General features: G+C 46.4%; 15 protein-coding genes. 8 read left to right on the top strand and 7 right to left on the bottom strand.

Annotation, left to right across the window (positions count from 1 at the left end; all coding sequences use genetic code 11):
- Positions 1-6: 6 nt before the first annotated feature.
- Complete coding sequence (locus NL644_RS00305) at positions 7-411, top strand: hypothetical protein (protein ID WP_031831553.1); 405 nt, start codon at positions 7-9, stop codon at positions 409-411.
- 110 nt (positions 412-521) lie between these two features.
- Here NL644_RS00305 and NL644_RS00310 read toward each other — a convergent pair whose 3' ends face one another.
- Together NL644_RS00310 and NL644_RS00315 are read right to left on the bottom strand one after the other, a co-directional pair.
- The gene (locus NL644_RS00310; RefSeq protein WP_114322657.1) at positions 522-1,325 is read right to left on the bottom strand and encodes an HAD family hydrolase; all 804 of its coding nucleotides are present in this window, start codon (positions 1,323-1,325) and stop codon (positions 522-524) included.
- A 95-nt stretch (positions 1,326-1,420) separates the two neighbouring features.
- Positions 1,421-2,308, bottom strand: a complete 888-nt coding sequence (locus NL644_RS00315) for a LysR family transcriptional regulator (protein ID WP_109169345.1) — start codon at positions 2,306-2,308, stop codon at positions 1,421-1,423.
- A 126-nt stretch (positions 2,309-2,434) separates the two neighbouring features.
- On the opposite strand from NL644_RS00315, the gene NL644_RS00320 reads away from it, so the two are divergent.
- From NL644_RS00320 to NL644_RS00330, 3 genes are all read left to right on the top strand, one after another.
- Complete coding sequence (locus tag NL644_RS00320) at positions 2,435-3,301, top strand: MBL fold metallo-hydrolase (RefSeq protein WP_006740944.1); 867 nt, start codon at positions 2,435-2,437, stop codon at positions 3,299-3,301.
- On the top strand, positions 3,295-3,915 hold the full coding sequence (locus tag NL644_RS00325; protein ID WP_114322658.1) for a DsbA family protein: 621 nt from the start codon (positions 3,295-3,297) through the stop codon (positions 3,913-3,915). Before NL644_RS00320 ends, NL644_RS00325 begins: the two co-directional genes overlap by 7 nt.
- A gap of 117 nt (positions 3,916-4,032) precedes the next feature.
- On the top strand, positions 4,033-5,712 hold the full coding sequence (locus NL644_RS00330) for a pseudouridine synthase (protein WP_114322659.1): 1,680 nt from the start codon (positions 4,033-4,035) through the stop codon (positions 5,710-5,712).
- 97 nt (positions 5,713-5,809) lie between these two features.
- Here NL644_RS00330 and NL644_RS00335 read toward each other — a convergent pair whose 3' ends face one another.
- Positions 5,810-7,150 (bottom strand): MATE family efflux transporter, encoded by a 1,341-nt coding sequence (locus NL644_RS00335; protein WP_114322660.1) that lies wholly within the window; start codon positions 7,148-7,150, stop codon positions 5,810-5,812.
- A 533-nt stretch (positions 7,151-7,683) separates the two neighbouring features.
- Between NL644_RS00335 and NL644_RS00340 the strand changes: the two genes are divergently transcribed.
- Positions 7,684-8,832 (top strand): GGDEF domain-containing protein, encoded by a 1,149-nt coding sequence (locus NL644_RS00340; protein WP_046875609.1) that lies wholly within the window; start codon positions 7,684-7,686, stop codon positions 8,830-8,832.
- A gap of 3 nt (positions 8,833-8,835) precedes the next feature.
- Here NL644_RS00340 and NL644_RS00345 read toward each other — a convergent pair whose 3' ends face one another.
- Positions 8,836-9,117 (bottom strand): hypothetical protein, encoded by a 282-nt coding sequence (locus NL644_RS00345; protein WP_114322662.1) that lies wholly within the window; start codon positions 9,115-9,117, stop codon positions 8,836-8,838.
- 131 nt (positions 9,118-9,248) lie between these two features.
- Positions 9,249-9,533, bottom strand: coding sequence for a pyrimidine/purine nucleoside phosphorylase (locus NL644_RS00350; protein ID WP_005392006.1), 285 nt, complete (start codon positions 9,531-9,533; stop codon positions 9,249-9,251).
- Positions 9,534-9,859: 326 nt separating this feature from the next.
- Here NL644_RS00350 and NL644_RS00355 point away from each other — a divergent pair, with 326 nt between their 5' ends.
- Both NL644_RS00355 and NL644_RS00360 read left to right on the top strand, forming a co-directional pair.
- Complete coding sequence (locus tag NL644_RS00355) at positions 9,860-10,363, top strand: DUF2850 domain-containing protein (RefSeq protein WP_054866862.1); 504 nt, start codon at positions 9,860-9,862, stop codon at positions 10,361-10,363.
- A 369-nt stretch (positions 10,364-10,732) separates the two neighbouring features.
- A complete protein-coding gene (locus tag NL644_RS00360) occupies positions 10,733-13,279 on the top strand; it encodes a glycosyl hydrolase family 18 protein (RefSeq protein ID WP_253657861.1) in 2,547 nt (848 codons plus the stop codon).
- A gap of 174 nt (positions 13,280-13,453) precedes the next feature.
- Here the strand turns inward: NL644_RS00360 and NL644_RS00365 are convergent, their stop codons facing one another.
- Complete coding sequence (locus NL644_RS00365) at positions 13,454-14,311, bottom strand: alpha/beta fold hydrolase (RefSeq protein WP_006740936.1); 858 nt, start codon at positions 14,309-14,311, stop codon at positions 13,454-13,456.
- A gap of 130 nt (positions 14,312-14,441) precedes the next feature.
- A complete protein-coding gene (locus tag NL644_RS00370; RefSeq protein ID WP_005392013.1) occupies positions 14,442-15,032 on the bottom strand; it encodes a TetR/AcrR family transcriptional regulator in 591 nt (196 codons plus the stop codon).
- 251 nt (positions 15,033-15,283) lie between these two features.
- Between NL644_RS00370 and NL644_RS00375 the strand changes: the two genes are divergently transcribed.
- Positions 15,284-16,309, top strand: coding sequence for an acyltransferase (locus NL644_RS00375; protein WP_114322664.1), 1,026 nt, complete (start codon positions 15,284-15,286; stop codon positions 16,307-16,309).
- Positions 16,310-16,558 lie beyond the last annotated feature (249 nt).

Here is a 16,558-nt window from a genome sequence, read left to right on the forward strand (position 1 = left end):
GTATTTATGATGAGAAAGTTCATGCAAGTACTGCTTCTACTAGCAGTCATTGCGGCAGGTGTGTTAGCTTGGGTATTTATCCCATCGCACGAAACTATCGGGCAAAAAACGCTTGAGCAGGCACTCAACGACGACTACAGCCTCGTTGGGCATCGAATCTACTCAACCGATCCGGATGCTGGCAACCGATTCGGCTACTTCGTATTGGCAACGGGTCAAAGTATTGAAGAGCAAGAGCCGTTTTTGGTCACTTCGGATCAGTTTATTCGTATGGAACAAACGGGTGATAACACCTTGTCTGTGACCGTCAATGGCCGTATCTACCAATACCACAACGACTTGTGGGTACCAAAATCGGATGGAAAGTTGCAGCACTTTTTAGTCAGCGCAACCGCTAAGTACGTGCGCTAAAAAACGGGAACATTACTACCCCCTCCCACCACACAAAAAAACAAAGCCCCGCATGCATGCACTGCGGGGCTTTTTACGTTTAGAAGAAAGTACCGTTGAACGGATGAACGTTACTTCGCTAACACTTTCTCTTTAATCACTTTTAGTACCCCAGCCTCTTGGTTGCTTGGCGCAGAGTAACGAGCGATTTTCTTAATCTCGTCATGCGCATTGGCAACCGCGTACGAATACTCACTGACTTGCAGCATTTCAAGGTCGTTGAGGTAATCACCAAACGTCATGGTTTCTGCCGGAGTAAAATGCATCGTCTCTTGAAGGTGCTGAATGGCCGCTCCTTTAGACGCCTCGGCATTCATCACATCCAGCCAAATTTTTGCGCTCACCACGACTTTATGCGTTGCGCCAAACTTCGCGTTCATGGTCGGGAACAGGAGCTCTTCCGAACCGTCAAAGTGACAAATTGCTACCTTGATGAACTCGTCTTCGACCTCAAGCAAATCCGGCACGTATTCACAGCGGTGGTAGTACTTTTGAAACTCTTCCAGCGATTGCTGATCATGCGTTTCGATGTACGCCGAGCGCTTGCCACACAATACGATGTTCGCCCCGTCAATTTCACGAGCCGCTTTCACAATCTCCGCCACTTCCGCTTTAGGAATGGTGCAACTGTAGAGCTCTTTGTCTTGGTACATCACCAAGGTGCCGTTTTCGGCCACATACAACACTCGATCTTTGATTGGCGCGAACGTGTCACGCAGGCTGTAATACTGACGACCAGACGCAGCGGAGAACAAAATACCTTGCTCTTCCAATTGCAAAAACAGATCGAAAAACTCTGGATCCAAACGACCGTATTGGTCAAGCAAAGTGCCGTCCATATCGGAAGCAATAAATTTGATGCGAACTTGTGACATTAACTAAAACTCTAAATGACGCTGCGAAAATATAATCCATGTAAGGTACAGGATCTTGTATGAATCTCAAGTCGGGATGACGACGCCTTTCGCGATTACCAAGGGTGTAGTTTAAAGTAATCTTCACTGTGATCGATGAAAGCTCTCACCGCAGGAGACAAGTGTTTACGCGATGAATACAGCGCGTAAATGTTGAGATCATTTGGCTTCCAATTCGGCAACACCGACTCAAGCTGACCCGATTGCAGATAGATATTGCTCAAATAGGTTGGCAACATCGAAATACCCATGCCTTGTAAAGCGCCATGCAATAACGCCGTGGCCTCATTGCTGGTTAGGCGACACTCAATTCCCACCGATTCGAACTGCTCGCCCTGCGACAAATGCCATACGTGACGCTCAAAGTTTTTGTAACCCAAACAGTCGTGTGAAGATAAATCTCGCGGATGCGCGATCGCGTGGTGAGTTTGCAAGTATTGCGGCGATGCCACCAACACCGATTCACACACCGCAATCGGCTTACCAATCAAAGAAGGATCGGGATCCGACGCAATTCGGATTGCCAGATCGATGCGTTGCTCGGTTAGATCACTCACTGAATCTTGCAGATCTATGTCGATATGCACTTTGGGGTGCTTTTGCATAAAACTGTTTACGGCTGGGATCAACTGTGAGAATCCAAATGAAGTGCTAGACGCGAGACGGATTTTTCCGGACAGCTCACCATCAACGGCAATGTTCGACGTCAACGTATCGGCCTGTTTTAACCAGCGCTCAATCTGAGGCAAGCTGCGCTCCCCTGCGGTGGTGAGTGACACCTTGCGCGTAGTGCGGTGCAACAAACGAGTTTGTAGCCAGTTCTCCATCGCCTCTACATAACGAGTCACCATTGGCCGAGACATGTCTAACCGCTCGGCGGTAGCGGTAAAACTGCCAGAATACACCACATCCACAAATACTTTTGCTGCCGTTACTCTGTCCATACATTTGCTCGAAATAAGAAATAGTGATGCACATTATTGTGTATTTTTCCGAGCGTATCAATTTCCTAATATAGCTCCCGTTCCCAAGCCATGGTCGCTTGGCCCCAAATTCTTTAGGAGCTTATTATGAAAAAATTCACTTTGATTGCTGCATCCATTTTAATGGCAAGCCCTGTTCTAGCGGCAAACCACTCTCCCCTTACTCTTGAGGTTTACAACGCCGACGGTAACAGCTTCCACGTAAACTCAACCTTGGTATACGGTGAGACTGACGCCATGGTTATCGACACTGGCTTCACCAAAGCTGACGCGATGCGCATTGCCGCTAAAGTGCTGGACTCAGGCAAAACACTTAAAACCATTTTTATCAGCCAAGCGGACCCAGATTACTACTTTGGCGCAGAGGCCTTACACCAACAGTTCCCTGATGCGCAGATCATCACAACGCCTGCGGTTCAAAAAATTATTAAAGAGAAATTGGCTGGAAAGCTGGCGTACTGGGGGCCAAAGCTTGGCGCAAACGCACCGGTAAAACCAGTGATCCCTGTCGCGTACGATAAAGCATCATTAGAGCTAGAAGGTCATAAGATTGAAATCCGTGGTAACCATGGCACATCAGCACACCGCCCTTACCTATGGATTCCAGATAACAAAGCGATTCTAGGTAACGTAGCCGTGTACTCAAACGTACATTTGTGGATGGCCGATGCCGCTGACCAAACCGCTATCAATGCTTGGGAGCAACAACTTAGCGAGATGCTTGCGCTTAAACCTCAAGTGGTCATTCCTGGTCACATGAAAGCAGGCACAAAGCTGAACGCAGACACCATTCGCTACTCGCAACAATACTTGCAGGATTTTCAGCAAGCGAAAAAACACAGCAATAACAGCGCTCAACTCATTGACACCATGTCAGCGAAATACCCAGAAGCTCAATTGCCAATCGCGCTAGAAATCGGTGCGAAAGTGCATACTGGTGAAATGTCATGGTAACCGTGCATTACTTCTTCGATCCCATGTGTGGTTGGTGCTACGGGGCATCACCACTCATCGAAGCCTTGATGGACACCTCTCAATTTAAGGTGGAGCTTCATCCCGGCGGCATGATTGAGAAGCGCGCAATTGAGCCTGAATTTCGTCAGCACATCATCAACAGTGACGCTCGTATCGCAACCGAAACCGGAGCAACGTTTGGTGAAGCATATCTGCAACGCGTGAAAAGCGAAGATGCGTTTGTTCTTGATTCTTATCTACCCACACAAGCGATCTTGAGTGCGGAGAAAATGGAGCTGAATCCATGGCACATGCTAAAGGCCATCCAATCCGCGCATTATCAGCTCGGGTTAAAAGTGAATGAAGCATCGACGCTCAAAGCCATTGCAGAATCGCTAGGCTTAGCAAACGATGCGTGGGAGCAAAACATGACGTTAAGCGAAGCCGAGCTAAACGAAAGAATTTGCTCCAGCCGACAGTTGATGCGCCAGTTACACGTTGGTGGTTATCCAACCCTGATTGCAGAAGTAAATGGCGAGTACTTGACCTTGCCGCACTCGACCTACTACGACAAACCGGCACAGTGGAAGCTTGCATTACGAAAACTGCAATAAGCTCTTCCCCACTCGCTCTTGTTCTTAAGCCAAGAGCGAGTGCCAACACCGACATGGCAATCCTGACTCAAACAGGTACAATCCTCGCTCGAATTTTTACTCGCGCGGATACCCACCATGCACTCGCCTGAACATTGTTTTACACGTTTTACTGCTGATACTTCTGACTATGAATTACCAACGCAGTTTACGTTTCCGTTCTACTACACGCCGCATCCTCTTTGCGTTATGGCCGCAAAGCAATTGCAGCAGCACTTATTAGCGCAAACCGACTTCGAACACGATTTTGGTTTGGTTAATGAAGAAACGGGGCGAGGCAAAATGTTTGGCGTATTGCTGGTAGAAAGCCCTCAAGGCGAGCTCGGCTTTTTAAGTGCGTTTTCTGGCAAAATTGCCGACCAAAACTTGATTCCAGGATTTGTCCCTCCTGTGTACGACATGCTGACCGATGAAGGCTTCTTCCGCGCAGAAACGGATGCCATCAACGCCGCCAATGCGGAGTACAAAACCTGTGCTGCGAATCCGGAATTGGCGGAGCTTAAAGCGCAAATCCAAGCCGACCGAGCCGCTTATCAACAAGAAGAGCAAACACAGCGCCAAGTGATGATTGACGGCCGCGCCGCACGCAAACGACAGCGCCAACAGGGCGAGCAAACGCTCAATGCCGATGATCTCAAAATCTTGTTGGATGAGTTGGGTAAACAAAGTGTCGCCGAGAAAAACGTTCTCAAATACTTAAAGCAAGCGTGGGATGAAAAGCTTGCAATCAAAGAAGCGCGCTTGGCCGAGTTAGAGCAGCAACTTGCTCATCTGAAAGAGCAGCGCAAAACGCTCTCCAACGCTTTGCAGCACAAATTGCATAAACAATACCGCTTTCTAAACAACCATGGCGAAGCACGCGACTTGGTGGACATTTTTGCGGACACCACAAACCCAATACCACCAGCAGGTGCAGGGGAATGTGCTGCGCCAAAACTGCTCCAATACGCGTTTAAATACGGATTCAAACCGCTGGCGCTGGCAGAATTTTGGTGGGGTATTTCGCCAAAGTCTGAGGTTCGCCAACACAAAAAATTCTACCCATCGTGCAACAGCAAATGCCAGCCGATTTTGGGCCATATGATGCAAGGGCTGGATGTCGAACCTAACCCATTGGCGGAGAATTGGGCAGAAGACAAAGAGCTAGAGATAATCTACCAAGACGACGCTATGGTCGTCGTCAACAAGCCATCGGGCTTACTTTCAGTGCCGGGTAAAACCATCAAAGACTCTGCTTATACACGCCTACAAGCGATGTACCCTGATGTGGAAGGGCCGTTTGTGATTCATCGTCTCGACATGGCGACCTCTGGCATTTTGGTGTTTGCCTTAACTAAGCGCGCGAACAAAAGTCTGCAAAAACAGTTTATGGCTCGCGGCGTACAAAAACGTTATATGGCACTACTCGAAGGCGTATTGAACGCGCCAGAAGGGGAAATTTCACTGCCAATGCGTGGTGACCCCGACGACCGCCCACGTCAACTGGTGTGTTTTGAACACGGGAAACATGCAGAAACCTACTGGCAACTGATTGAAGTCAAAGATGGACGCAGCAAGGTATACATGTATCCGAAAACCGGGCGAACTCACCAACTACGTGTACACAGTGCTCATCACATGGGGTTAAACATGCCGATGGTTGGTGATGGTTTATACGGCGAAAAAGCGAATCGCTTACACCTGCATGCTGAGATGCTAGAGCTGGATCATCCATACAGCAAAGAGCGCATGGTGTTCAGAGCTGAGTGCGAGTTCTAACTTCTTCCAGATTTTAAATAACAAAAAGGCACTGACTAACAGTGCCTTTTTGGGTTTCTAACAACAGAATAAGCGTGATGCGCGATACCGAAAACTGTTAGCTCACCTTAAACTTGGTCCACACCTGAGAGCGCCAACGCCTTGCCATGATGATACCACGCACCCATTCATCGAGAGCGATTGCCATCCAAGCCCCTAAAACGCCATAACCCATGTGGATGCCAAAGATGTAGGAGAAAAACACGCCTAGTCCCCACATACTCAAAATCCCCATTTGCACTGGGAACTTGATGTCACCCGCGCCTTTGAGCCCCGCGATAAAAATCAGGTTAAACACACGTCCGGCCTCGAGCAAAATTGAGCCCATGACTAACGAACCTGCCAATGCGAGTATTTCTGGTTGATCGGTAAATACGCGCAGAATCTCTTCTCTAAACAGGTAAATCAGTGTGGTTGCCGCCGTTGATGCCACAAATCCCACTAAGAAGTAGATTTGTACGCGTTTTAAAATGCTGCTCACCCAACCTTTGCCGATGTAGTAACCAGTCTGAATTTGCGCAGCCTGACCAATTGCCAACGCGAAAGCAAACGAGAAACGGGCAATGTTTTGTGCATAAGTGAAAGCCGCCAACGATGCCGTCCCCATTTGCACCACAAAGTACACAATGCAGATTTGCGCCACGTTATAAGACAGCACTTCACCCGCGTTCATGCCGCCGATTTTTAAGATCTTTTTGTAAATCTCTGCGGGCACTTGTTTCATGGTCGACATCGGTAGTTCAACGCTGCTGCGAGCGAGAATAAACCATAACATTAACGTACCGATGACTTGGCTGACGACGGTTGCTATTGCTACACCTTGCACACCATACACAGGTAAACCAAATGGCTGGTAAAGCGCAATATAGTTACCAATGATGTTGAACACACCCGAGATCAAGTTCACCACCATTGGAGAGCGCGAATAGCCATGGCTACGCAGAATGGTCGTAAAAACAACGCCAATCGTAACGTTAAACGTCATCGCACCGCTGATCAGCAGATATTCACGTGCGTATTGCTCGACTTGTGCCTCCAAACCGTAATACGGGAGCAGGAATATCGCGCCAAGCACGGCAATCACACTCAAGAACGCACCGACAATCACGGACAGCGCAATACTTGCAACGCCGACGTTCACAGACTCTTGCTCGCGCCCAGCACCGTTGTATTGGGCAATCAAAATCCCCGTTCCGCTGCTGACAAACGTCGAAACGATGATTAAGAAAAAGGTAATCTGCGTGATCACACCAACAGCGGATACCGCTTTGTCTGAGTATCCACTCAGCATGAACACGTCACTGGTTCCTAAAGCCGTCCGTAGCAAAATTTCGACAAGAATCGGCCAAGCTAACGCCACAATAGACATTCGCTGGTTGATGTTCTGGCTTTTAGGCATGTTTGTAACCTTTCCTACAACTAAAAACTGCCTCACAAAATGTGTGAGGCAGTTTGGAAAAAGAGTAACTAGAACGAAGCTCGAGATGAGGTCGTGATTTAGCGCGGATTCTAGTCGCATATTGGTCACAACGACAACAATATTTCGCTCTGTTTCGGAAAAATATTTCTAATGCTTTTTCACAACGAAAAACTCATTGACGGAACTTAGAGATCGTCGATTGACGAACAATGAGATCAATAAGTAGAAGGTGCCATTCATGCTACTCCCAACAGAGCTCAGTCAGGATAGACCCTGCAAATACAGCGGTGGAAATGCATTACTTTGAATTATTAATCGAACCATCTGAAACCATAAAGATCCGCCATGGAAAACTTTATAAGCCTTTGTTGTGCTTTGAGCACTCTCACCAAACCACACTTCTAGGCCCATACTAAAAATGACTGACATCACATTTGGAAACTTTGTTGTTCTATTTATCGCTAAAATACCGCCTAGAATAAGCGTACACGTTAATTAAGCAAGGATACGTAATGTCGACATTGGCTGGAGCACGCTTAGAGGAAATGGCGGATATCCGCTCAACAAGAAAAAAGAAAATTGTCTTTTTATGCTCCAGTATCGCCGCGGCATGTTTAACTTATGGCTCCATTGCTCAATTGTTTGAGGATAATTGGGGATTAAGCTTTTTCCATGCTCTGTGTGCCTTAGCCTGTTTAGGTATCAGTTATGTAATAAAGGTCCAACGACATCATCAATATGCCGACCTATGGCTGAGTGCAGTCTTGATGTTCGAAGGGTTATTGCTACTTCTGTATAACGATGCCCCCTCAGGTAAACTATTATGGCTATACCCCATTGTCGCCACTCTGGTGCTGATCAATGAGTTTAAAGTCGGTCTGCTGTTTAGTGGCACCTATATCTTACTGATCTTTTTTGGCGTCGTTTTTTTAGATCGGCTACCAACAGCCAGTGACATCATAGAACGACGATTTATGCTGACCCTGATAGCAACTGCATTTGTGTGTCACACATTCTCGTATTACTACACAAAAGTCCTCAACTACATTCAAACACTTTATCGTGAAGGGATTGAAGAGTTGGCGTATTTTGACCAACTCACAGGGCTTGCCAACCGCTGGAGCTTTGAAACTTGGGCGCGAGCAAAACTCGATGAGATCAACCATTCATCTGATGACAGTATCACTGCTCTGGTCTTCCTAGATATTGATAACTTCAAACACATTAACGATACCTACGGGCACGATATTGGTGACCAAGTGCTTCAAGCCTTTGCAACTCGATTAAAAAACAATGTTCGCCATAAAGACAGAAAAACCGACAAACACGACTACTCCATCGCTCGATTTGCGGGCGACGAGTTTGTGCTCATGCTGTACGACATAAACAGTAAAGATGACCTCGACAGCATTTTGAAGCGTATTGTGAATCTATTCCCAAAAGGCTACCGAAGCTACGATATGATTAACGAGTTAACGACGAGTGTGGGCGCTGCTATCTACAAACAAGATGCGAAGGATTTATCTGAATTGACTCGGTGCGCAGATAAAGCAATGTATGCGGCTAAACACACAGGGAAAAACCAATACGCGTATTACGAGCACTGCAATACCGAAGAGAAGTCAGCCTCTGAAACGCCGACTGTATCAGAAGCTTGCTAATGGTTAAGCGAATACATGCATCACCCATAGCCCCAGCACCAGAAATACGATTAGCCACACAGCTTGCAACACTCTGCTCGGCTTATCTTGTTGGCGACCGAATTGGCCTTTAAACGCACGGTCCTTCACTTTGCCTATTAAGCCTTTCCCTAGAGCACGTCGATAGAATTCACGTCTCTTATGGGCTGCATTGGCGACCTCGGTAAAACGATGTCTTTGCTCATTGGTGAGATCTTTGTCCTCGTAACGAGGAGGGAGATCAGAATGCTTGCGTTGTACTGCCATCACTTCCTCCCTGGTCGATGGGTACATTTTTATTAAGTATATACCCAAATAACCAAAAGATGCGTTATAAGTGAAGGACATAGACGAAAAAACCACCCGAAGGTGGCTTTATCACGGGCAAAAAGTGCGCTTTAGAAGTACTCACATAAATACGCAGTCGCGTCTTTCACTTGAAGCTCAAATGAAGAGTTCCCTTCCACTTCAAAAAACTCACCACTTTGGTAAGTCGTCCAATCACTCTCGCCGACACGCTTGACCACAAGTGCACCTTTTACAACCGTCATACGCTCAGGCGCTTGAGTGCCGAACGTGTATTCACCAGGAAGCATTACACCAACGCTAACGTCCTGATCATTCTGGTTAAAGCCTAGTGATTTTACACTACCTGCAAAATAGCTATTTTCCTTAATACTCATTATTGGTTTCCTTATCAAAAGTCCGCTCTTTTTTACCTTGTTTCTTCCTGTTACTCAAGCTCTGAAAGCCATTAAGCTCAACGTTATAAAGCACATCCTTTGCTACTGAGCGAGGCCACCTTTTTCTAGGCTTAACCAGACGACGTAATTAGTGAGATAAAGTCGGTGAATTAGTTAACGCTAGCAAACAATAAAACCATCAATAAGAGTGTATCCGAATGTAAAAGTGGACATTAGATCATAATTTCTTAGTCTTAATGGCGGGATTGTTTGTTTTTGAGAAGGAAGGTTTCCACCATATTAAAAAAGGGAAGAAAAGTAGACCAATGACGGACTCAGCTCGCCGAAGGCGGAAAACAAGACAGGAACCAAAACTTTCATTTTGGGCTCGCCACCAATCCAAAGTCCTCAAAAGCGCATTTGCCGTTTTCGGGGTGGGTCTTTTGACGTTTTTCAGCTATCAAATCCACCTATCCTATCAAGACCATATTGACCCGGAAAAAGTCTACGGCGAGTGGATTGAGATCGGCGCACCACCCTACCAAACAGAACGTCTGACTTTCACAGAGGATGGGGTATATCGAAACCATCGACTCATCACGACAGAATTTGAATTCGATGGAAAGGTCATCACGTTGAACACTGGATTAGGAAAAACCGCGTACCAGATCTCGGGCTCTCACCTTTCACCTCAGATTCGCCGTATTGAGCCTCTTATTCCAGACCAACGATTCATCCGTAAGGGATTTGAGCATACCGTTCAAGGCTCAGAAACCGGAGCGGCTTCAAAACGTCGCGCTGCATTAAGTGAACATTTCAGCCGTGACTAGCACGTCTTCACGGCTATTTCTCCTTTCAATTATCTTTCTACTTCGATGAAACAAAACCTTAATAAACAATGAAATAAGGTATTCATCGCATTTATCCCCCCCGATACTGAGTAAACAATAATTTTAGTTTCTGCTGAGATTTTATAAATTATTGACTCAGTCTGACACTTTCTGTGTAACAGAGTGCGAGTTTTAGTTAAGTTCTCTCAAGTGCCTCGAAAACCGTCTTAATTTTTTTTGACGAAAAAAAACTCTCTGAAATGCTGAGTGTGATGCTTTTGCACATGGAGTAAATCCAATCATCTTATCTGGTGCAAGAGCAGCCTATGTTCTAGGTAGAACATGAATCCAAGGATTGAGAGAGAAGTTATGATTCGATTTAACCTATGTGCAGCTGGCGTTGCTTTAGCACTATCAGGTGCTGCAGTTGCGGCTCCAACCGCACCAAGTATCGATATGTACGGTTCCAACAACCTTCAGTTTTCTAAAATTGAACTCGCGATGGAAACCACGTCAGGCTACTACGACATGGTGAAATACCATGAGCAAGCGAAGATCACTGTTAAATTTAACCAGTGGAGTGGCACGCCAGGTGATACTTACAACGTCTATTTTGATGGTGCAAAAGTAGCAACCGGCCCAATCACTGGTAGCCAAACAACAGCGACATTTGAATATGGTCAGGGCGGCCTATACCAAATGGAAATCGAGGCGTGTGATGCGACAGGTTGTGCGAAAAGCGCACCAGCTGAAATCACGATTGCAGATACCGATGGTTCTCACTTGAAGCCACTGACGATGAATGTTGATCCAAACAACAAAACGTACAATACCGATCCAAGCGTCGTGATGGGTACGTATTTTGTTGAGTGGGGCATCTATGGTCGTGACTACACGGTCGATAACATGCCAGTCGACAACTTGACTCACATCCTTTACGGTTTTATCCCAATTTGTGGCCCAAATGAGTCTGTGAAGTCTGTTGGCGGCAACAGTTTCAATGCACTACAAACCGCTTGTACAGGCGTGCCTGACTACGAAGTCGTGATCCACGACCCTTGGGCTGCTTATCAGAAGAGCTTCCCACAAGCTGGTCATGAATACAGCACACCTATCAAGGGTAACTACGCAATGCTAATGGCATTGAAACAACGTAACCCTGATCTAAAAATCATCCCATCTATCGGTGGCTGGACACTGTCTGACCCATTCTTCGATTTCGTAGACAAGAAAAACCGAGACACATTCGTCGCATCGGTTAAGAAGTTCCTGAAAACTTGGAAATTCTACGACGGTGTTGATATCGACTGGGAATTCCCTGGTGGCGGCGGTGCAGCCGCGGATAAGGGCGACCCTGTAAACGATGGCCCAGCTTACATCGCACTGATGCGTGAATTGCGCGTAATGCTTGATGAATTAGAAGCTGAGACTGGCCGTACTTACGAGCTAACGTCAGCTATCGGTGTCGGTTACGACAAGATTGAAGACGTAGACTATGCAGATGCGGTTCAATACATGGACTACATCTTCGCGATGACTTACGACTTCTATGGCGGTTGGAACAACGTTCCTGGTCACCAGACTGCGCTTTACTGTGGTTCATTCATGCGCCCTGGTCAGTGTGACGGTAGTGGCGTTGATGAGAACGGCGAACCGTACAAAGGTCCTGCTTACACAGCAGATAACGGCATACAGCTTCTTCTTGCTCAAGGCGTTCCTGCGAACAAGCTAGTACTTGGTACAGCAATGTACGGTCGTGGCTGGGAAGGCGTCACTCCAGATACGCTAACCGATCCAAATGACCCAATGACAGGTACTGCTACAGGTAAACTGAAGGGCAGTACAGCGCAAGGTGTTTGGGAAGATGGCGTAATTGACTACAAAGGCATTAAGTCATTCATGCTAGGTGCCAACAACACTGGCATTAACGGCTTCGAGTACGGCTACGATGCACAAGCAGAAGCACCATGGGTATGGAACCGTACTACGGGCGAGTTGATCACATTTGATGACCATCGCTCAGTGCTAGCAAAAGGTAGCTACGCTAAGTCTCTAGGTCTTGCGGGTCTATTCTCTTGGGAAATCGACGCGGATAACGGCGACATTCTCAACGCAATGCACGAAGGTATGGCTGGCGGTGTAGTTCCTCAACCAAACCGTAAACCAACCGCAGTTGCTGGCGCAGATCAATCTGTAACTGGCCCTGCAAGTGTGGTTCTAGATGGTAGCCTATCGAAAGACTCTGACGGCACTATCGCGAGTTACGCGTGGGAACAAGTATCTGGCACGGCAGTAGTATTAGCAGGCGCAAACACAGCGAAAGCAAGCTTTGATGCAGCAGAAGTTACCGTTGAGGAGCAATTAACTTTCAAGCTAACGGTGACTGACAACGAAGGTGCAACGGCATCTGACCTTGTTGTAGTAACGGTGAAACCAGCAGGTGTGGTTGACCCAGCGAACAATGCGCCAGTAGCGCAAGTTGTTGCTCCAGCAACAGCAAACGCTGGTGACGTTGTGGTTGTAGATGCGTCAGCCTCTAGCGATGCAGACAACGATACTCTTACTTTCAACTGGACGCTTCCTCAAGGTTTGAACGCAACGGTTGAAGGTTCTAAAGTAACTTTCACTACTGCTGAATACCCGCGAGACACTAGCCTAAGCTTTACCGTAAGTGTGAGCGACGGCAAAGCGTCTTCAACGGCAAGCGCAACTGTTGTTGTTGCACAGCATACCACCGATCCAAACCCTGGTACCTGTGACAACGCATGGGATGCAAGCGCAGTGTACACTGGCGGCAACCAAGTCACTCATGCAGGTAAAACTTGGGAAGCGAAATGGTGGACTCAGGGTGACGATCCTAGCCAATCTGGCGAATGGGGCGTTTGGAAAGAAGTTGGCGTAGCTAACTGTAACTAAGCCCAACCTTGCAGACTTTCTGTAAAGTTAACGATCAAAGGACAGCTTCGGCTGTCCTTTTTTGTTTTTATCTCATAACGAGAAAAGCGATACCATAGACGAAAAACAATCCGAGGTATTGATTTCAAATCGAATTAGCCCAAAACGGACCGAGCCAATTAGCAAGCATGAAGATTACCAAGCACGATCGAGTAAACGGTCAAAACTACTGAAGACTTGTCCACACTTCATCACTCGGCCATGGCCTTGACCTTGCGTTGTCACTAACTCAACATTTTCAATCTCTTCAGCGGCTTGTGCAGAAATACTGTACTTAGTGAACTTATCCTGCTCATCATGAACAATGATGGCTGGAGACGAGCGCTCAGCCAAACGCTTCAGCGGATCAATTGACTGTAATGGGTAACCAAATTGATCTTCAACTTCTGAAACCACAGCATTAAAAAGCTTCATCGAATAACCTGAACGCGCAATGCTACCGAATAGGTTCTCTACGTAATTCAATACCGGTGCAATAAGCAGTAAAGGCTTGTTTTCTAATTTGCTATGTCTGCACTCAAGAGCAGAAGCGGTGCCCATGCTGTGCCCAACTAGACCAACAATATCGTCTACCGTATCTAACACATCTTCTAACCCTTTGACAAAACCCGGAATGTGCCCATACTGCCCTTCACTCTCACCATGTGCTGGATGATCGTATGCCAAAGCGGTGAACCCTTTCGACGCAATATGTTCCATCAACGGATAAAACTGACTTGCGGTGCCAGACCAACCATGAGTTAGCACCCAAATAGGTCCAGAGCCCAAAGTGTAGGTTTTGATAATGCCTGCATGCCCTTTAATTTCACCCTTGGCAAGTCCTTGAGGTTCGGTGTTTTTAGGTGCTGTGCGAGCAGGTGTCAGGAGCAACTTACGCGCGGTATTCTTTGCATGTGACGGGGCAAGTGTGTGGTGTAACCGAGTACTAATGTTCACCAAACTGCGCTTAATACTGAAACGTTGCGATGTATTAAAGTAAATTTTTTCACTCATGATTATGTCCTTAACTATCAGCTACGCACAAAAAATAGAACGGTCGTGCTTTTTATGCTGATAAGAAAGAGCGAACTCAGCCGCTCTTTATAATTTTATGTCTACAAATCTGGAAAGCGAATAACTGGTATCAGCCTTTCCAGCGAGAAAATAAGTTGTCGATCCCTTGCCAAAACAGGCGCAAGCTTTCTTCCTCACCTTTAATTGAGTAAAAAACATGCGCACTCAAATAAAGACCGTATAAATCAAACGTTGCTTGGCGTGTATCTAAGTCTGCTGCAAATTCTTGCTTCTCTTTGCCTTTCGTTATTTGGATCTCCAAGTAGCTCAGCCAAGTGTCTATGGATTTACGCAGTCCGGCCTGAAGTGGGCAATCTTTATCTGCCGTGTCATTCCAAGCGTCTAGAAACATACAACTTCCTTGAAATGCGTGGTTCCAAGTCATCCAAGAATCGAGCAACCCTCGAATTTTACGTTCGATATTGCCATCCCCTGCTTCACGAACAGGCTCAATAACCCGAGCAGCGAACACTTTATTGGCGTGCTCCAATACCGATAGTTGTAAATTCAACTTCGAATTGAAGTGGGCAAACAGACCACTTTTCGACATACCGCATTGCTTGGCTAACTCACCAATCGTAAGGCTTTCTAATCCGTCTTCGCTGGCGATCTCAAAAGCCCGTTGCAGAATAAACTCTTTTGTCACTTTTCCTTTTTGCATAATCTTATTTTTAGCACGATCGTTCTTTTTTGCAATCTAGAGTTAACTGGTCTAACCATACATTAGTGTCATTTTCGACTCGCTAATCACGTATTGAGTTGGTTAATGGGTTAATAATTAAGAAGTTTGAAGTAAGTCTTAAATTTAAACACAGCTTCAGTGTAAGCGCGAGTCTGTTGACTTTTTCACGCATTAATTCAGCCACAACCTGCTACTTTCACCTAAGTTTTTTTATTTAGGTAAGTAATGTAATGGCAAAGAAACAAAAAATAGCCAGCTTAGAGTTTGCGCGTATTATTGCGATGTTTGCAATTATAGGATTGCACTGCCAGATGGCCCTGACATACTGGCAATGGGATGGAATACCGTGGGTTGGCTATATGCTCAACCAATTGGCTCGTTTTGCTGTGCCACTGTTTTTTCTCATTTCTGGTTATCTTATCCAGCCCAAGTTAAGCCGCGCACCTATCGAAACCCTAAAAAACTACGCCAAACCACTGATGAAGGTTTGGCTCATTTGGAGCGTGATCAGTTTATTGATGCCATTCCAGTGGCAAACTGTCGCTGAGGCGGGGTATCTCGCCGAAAGGCAGGGCTACTGGGGCTACTTAATGTCGACCCCGTTCAATTCACTCGTCGAAGGCGGGCTCGTTCACCTGTGGTTTATTCCAGCTCTGGTCATTGCCGTTGCCTTAATTGCCTTCCTCGTGCATATTAATATGGCTCAATTGGTACTGCCAACCGCCGTATTGCTATACATATACGGCGTGTTTGCTGGCAGTTATTCGACCATTACCGATCTGCCAGCGCCTTTCTTTACTCGTAATGGGCCGTTTTTCAGTACTTTGCTGGTAACACTGGGTTATCTAGCACGAGAAGAGCAGTGGCGATGGTCGCGAAACAATACGATTCGATGCATTCTTCTTGGTACGGCGCTGCATTTTGGTGAAGCTTATTGGCTAATGCAACACGAGGTCGCTTTTAATTCTCACGACTTCCTGTTTGGTACTGTTATCTGGGCCGTGGGTGTCTTCATGTGGCTCTTAGTCCACCCACATTTTGGCGATATGCCTTGGGTATTCAAACTATCTCCTAGCGTGTTAGGCATTTATGTTAGCCATCTGCTTGTGATAATTATTATGATGAATGTCGCTGAATTTATCGGGTTGCAACACCTCGCGAAAGACGCATTTATTTATCCTGCAACGATTGTCGCAACCATAATACTTGTGAAAGCAATTGAGGCTTCGCCGTTGAGAAAATGGCTGCTGCGCTAAATCCATTCAGCGCTCGATATAGCTAGCTCTAGCTCAAAAGGGTTAGAGCTAGCCAGTTAAAAATGAGATTTCTCTCTCACTGACCAATTTTTGACTTTCTAATCCTTCAGAATTTGCCGTCACTCACAAAAAACATTGTTCATTTCCTTTAAATTGGCTCGACTATTACAACATTGCTCATTAAACGGAGGCTGTATGTGGGCAGGTCAAGGACTCGTTCCTTTTTTAGAGATTAGCCATTGGTTAACT

Source organism: Vibrio sp. Y10_XG_PY6 (assembly GCF_024181795.1).
Taxonomy (GTDB): Bacteria; Pseudomonadota; Gammaproteobacteria; order Enterobacterales; family Vibrionaceae; genus Vibrio; species Vibrio diabolicus.

What these genes read in the sequence shown, in the direction of transcription:
- NL644_RS00305 (WP_031831553.1), top strand. Translation starts at nt 7, where the DNA reads ATGATGAGAAAGTTCATGCAAGTACTGCTTCTACTAGCAGTCATTGCG.
- NL644_RS00310 (WP_114322657.1), bottom strand. Translation starts at nt 1,325, where the DNA reads ATGTCACAAGTTCGCATCAAATTTATTGCTTCCGATATGGACGGCACT.
- NL644_RS00315 (WP_109169345.1), bottom strand. Translation starts at nt 2,308, where the DNA reads ATGGACAGAGTAACGGCAGCAAAAGTATTTGTGGATGTGGTGTATTCT.
- NL644_RS00320 (WP_006740944.1), top strand. Translation starts at nt 2,435, where the DNA reads ATGAAAAAATTCACTTTGATTGCTGCATCCATTTTAATGGCAAGCCCT.
- NL644_RS00325 (WP_114322658.1), top strand. Translation starts at nt 3,295, where the DNA reads ATGGTAACCGTGCATTACTTCTTCGATCCCATGTGTGGTTGGTGCTAC.
- NL644_RS00330 (WP_114322659.1), top strand. Translation starts at nt 4,033, where the DNA reads ATGCACTCGCCTGAACATTGTTTTACACGTTTTACTGCTGATACTTCT.
- NL644_RS00335 (WP_114322660.1), bottom strand. Translation starts at nt 7,150, where the DNA reads ATGCCTAAAAGCCAGAACATCAACCAGCGAATGTCTATTGTGGCGTTA.
- NL644_RS00340 (WP_046875609.1), top strand. Translation starts at nt 7,684, where the DNA reads ATGTCGACATTGGCTGGAGCACGCTTAGAGGAAATGGCGGATATCCGC.
- NL644_RS00345 (WP_114322662.1), bottom strand. Translation starts at nt 9,117, where the DNA reads ATGGCAGTACAACGCAAGCATTCTGATCTCCCTCCTCGTTACGAGGAC.
- NL644_RS00350 (WP_005392006.1), bottom strand. Translation starts at nt 9,533, where the DNA reads ATGAGTATTAAGGAAAATAGCTATTTTGCAGGTAGTGTAAAATCACTA.
- NL644_RS00355 (WP_054866862.1), top strand. Translation starts at nt 9,860, where the DNA reads ATGACGGACTCAGCTCGCCGAAGGCGGAAAACAAGACAGGAACCAAAA.
- NL644_RS00360 (WP_253657861.1), top strand. Translation starts at nt 10,733, where the DNA reads ATGATTCGATTTAACCTATGTGCAGCTGGCGTTGCTTTAGCACTATCA.
- NL644_RS00365 (WP_006740936.1), bottom strand. Translation starts at nt 14,311, where the DNA reads ATGAGTGAAAAAATTTACTTTAATACATCGCAACGTTTCAGTATTAAG.
- NL644_RS00370 (WP_005392013.1), bottom strand. Translation starts at nt 15,032, where the DNA reads ATGCAAAAAGGAAAAGTGACAAAAGAGTTTATTCTGCAACGGGCTTTT.
- NL644_RS00375 (WP_114322664.1), top strand. Translation starts at nt 15,284, where the DNA reads ATGGCAAAGAAACAAAAAATAGCCAGCTTAGAGTTTGCGCGTATTATT.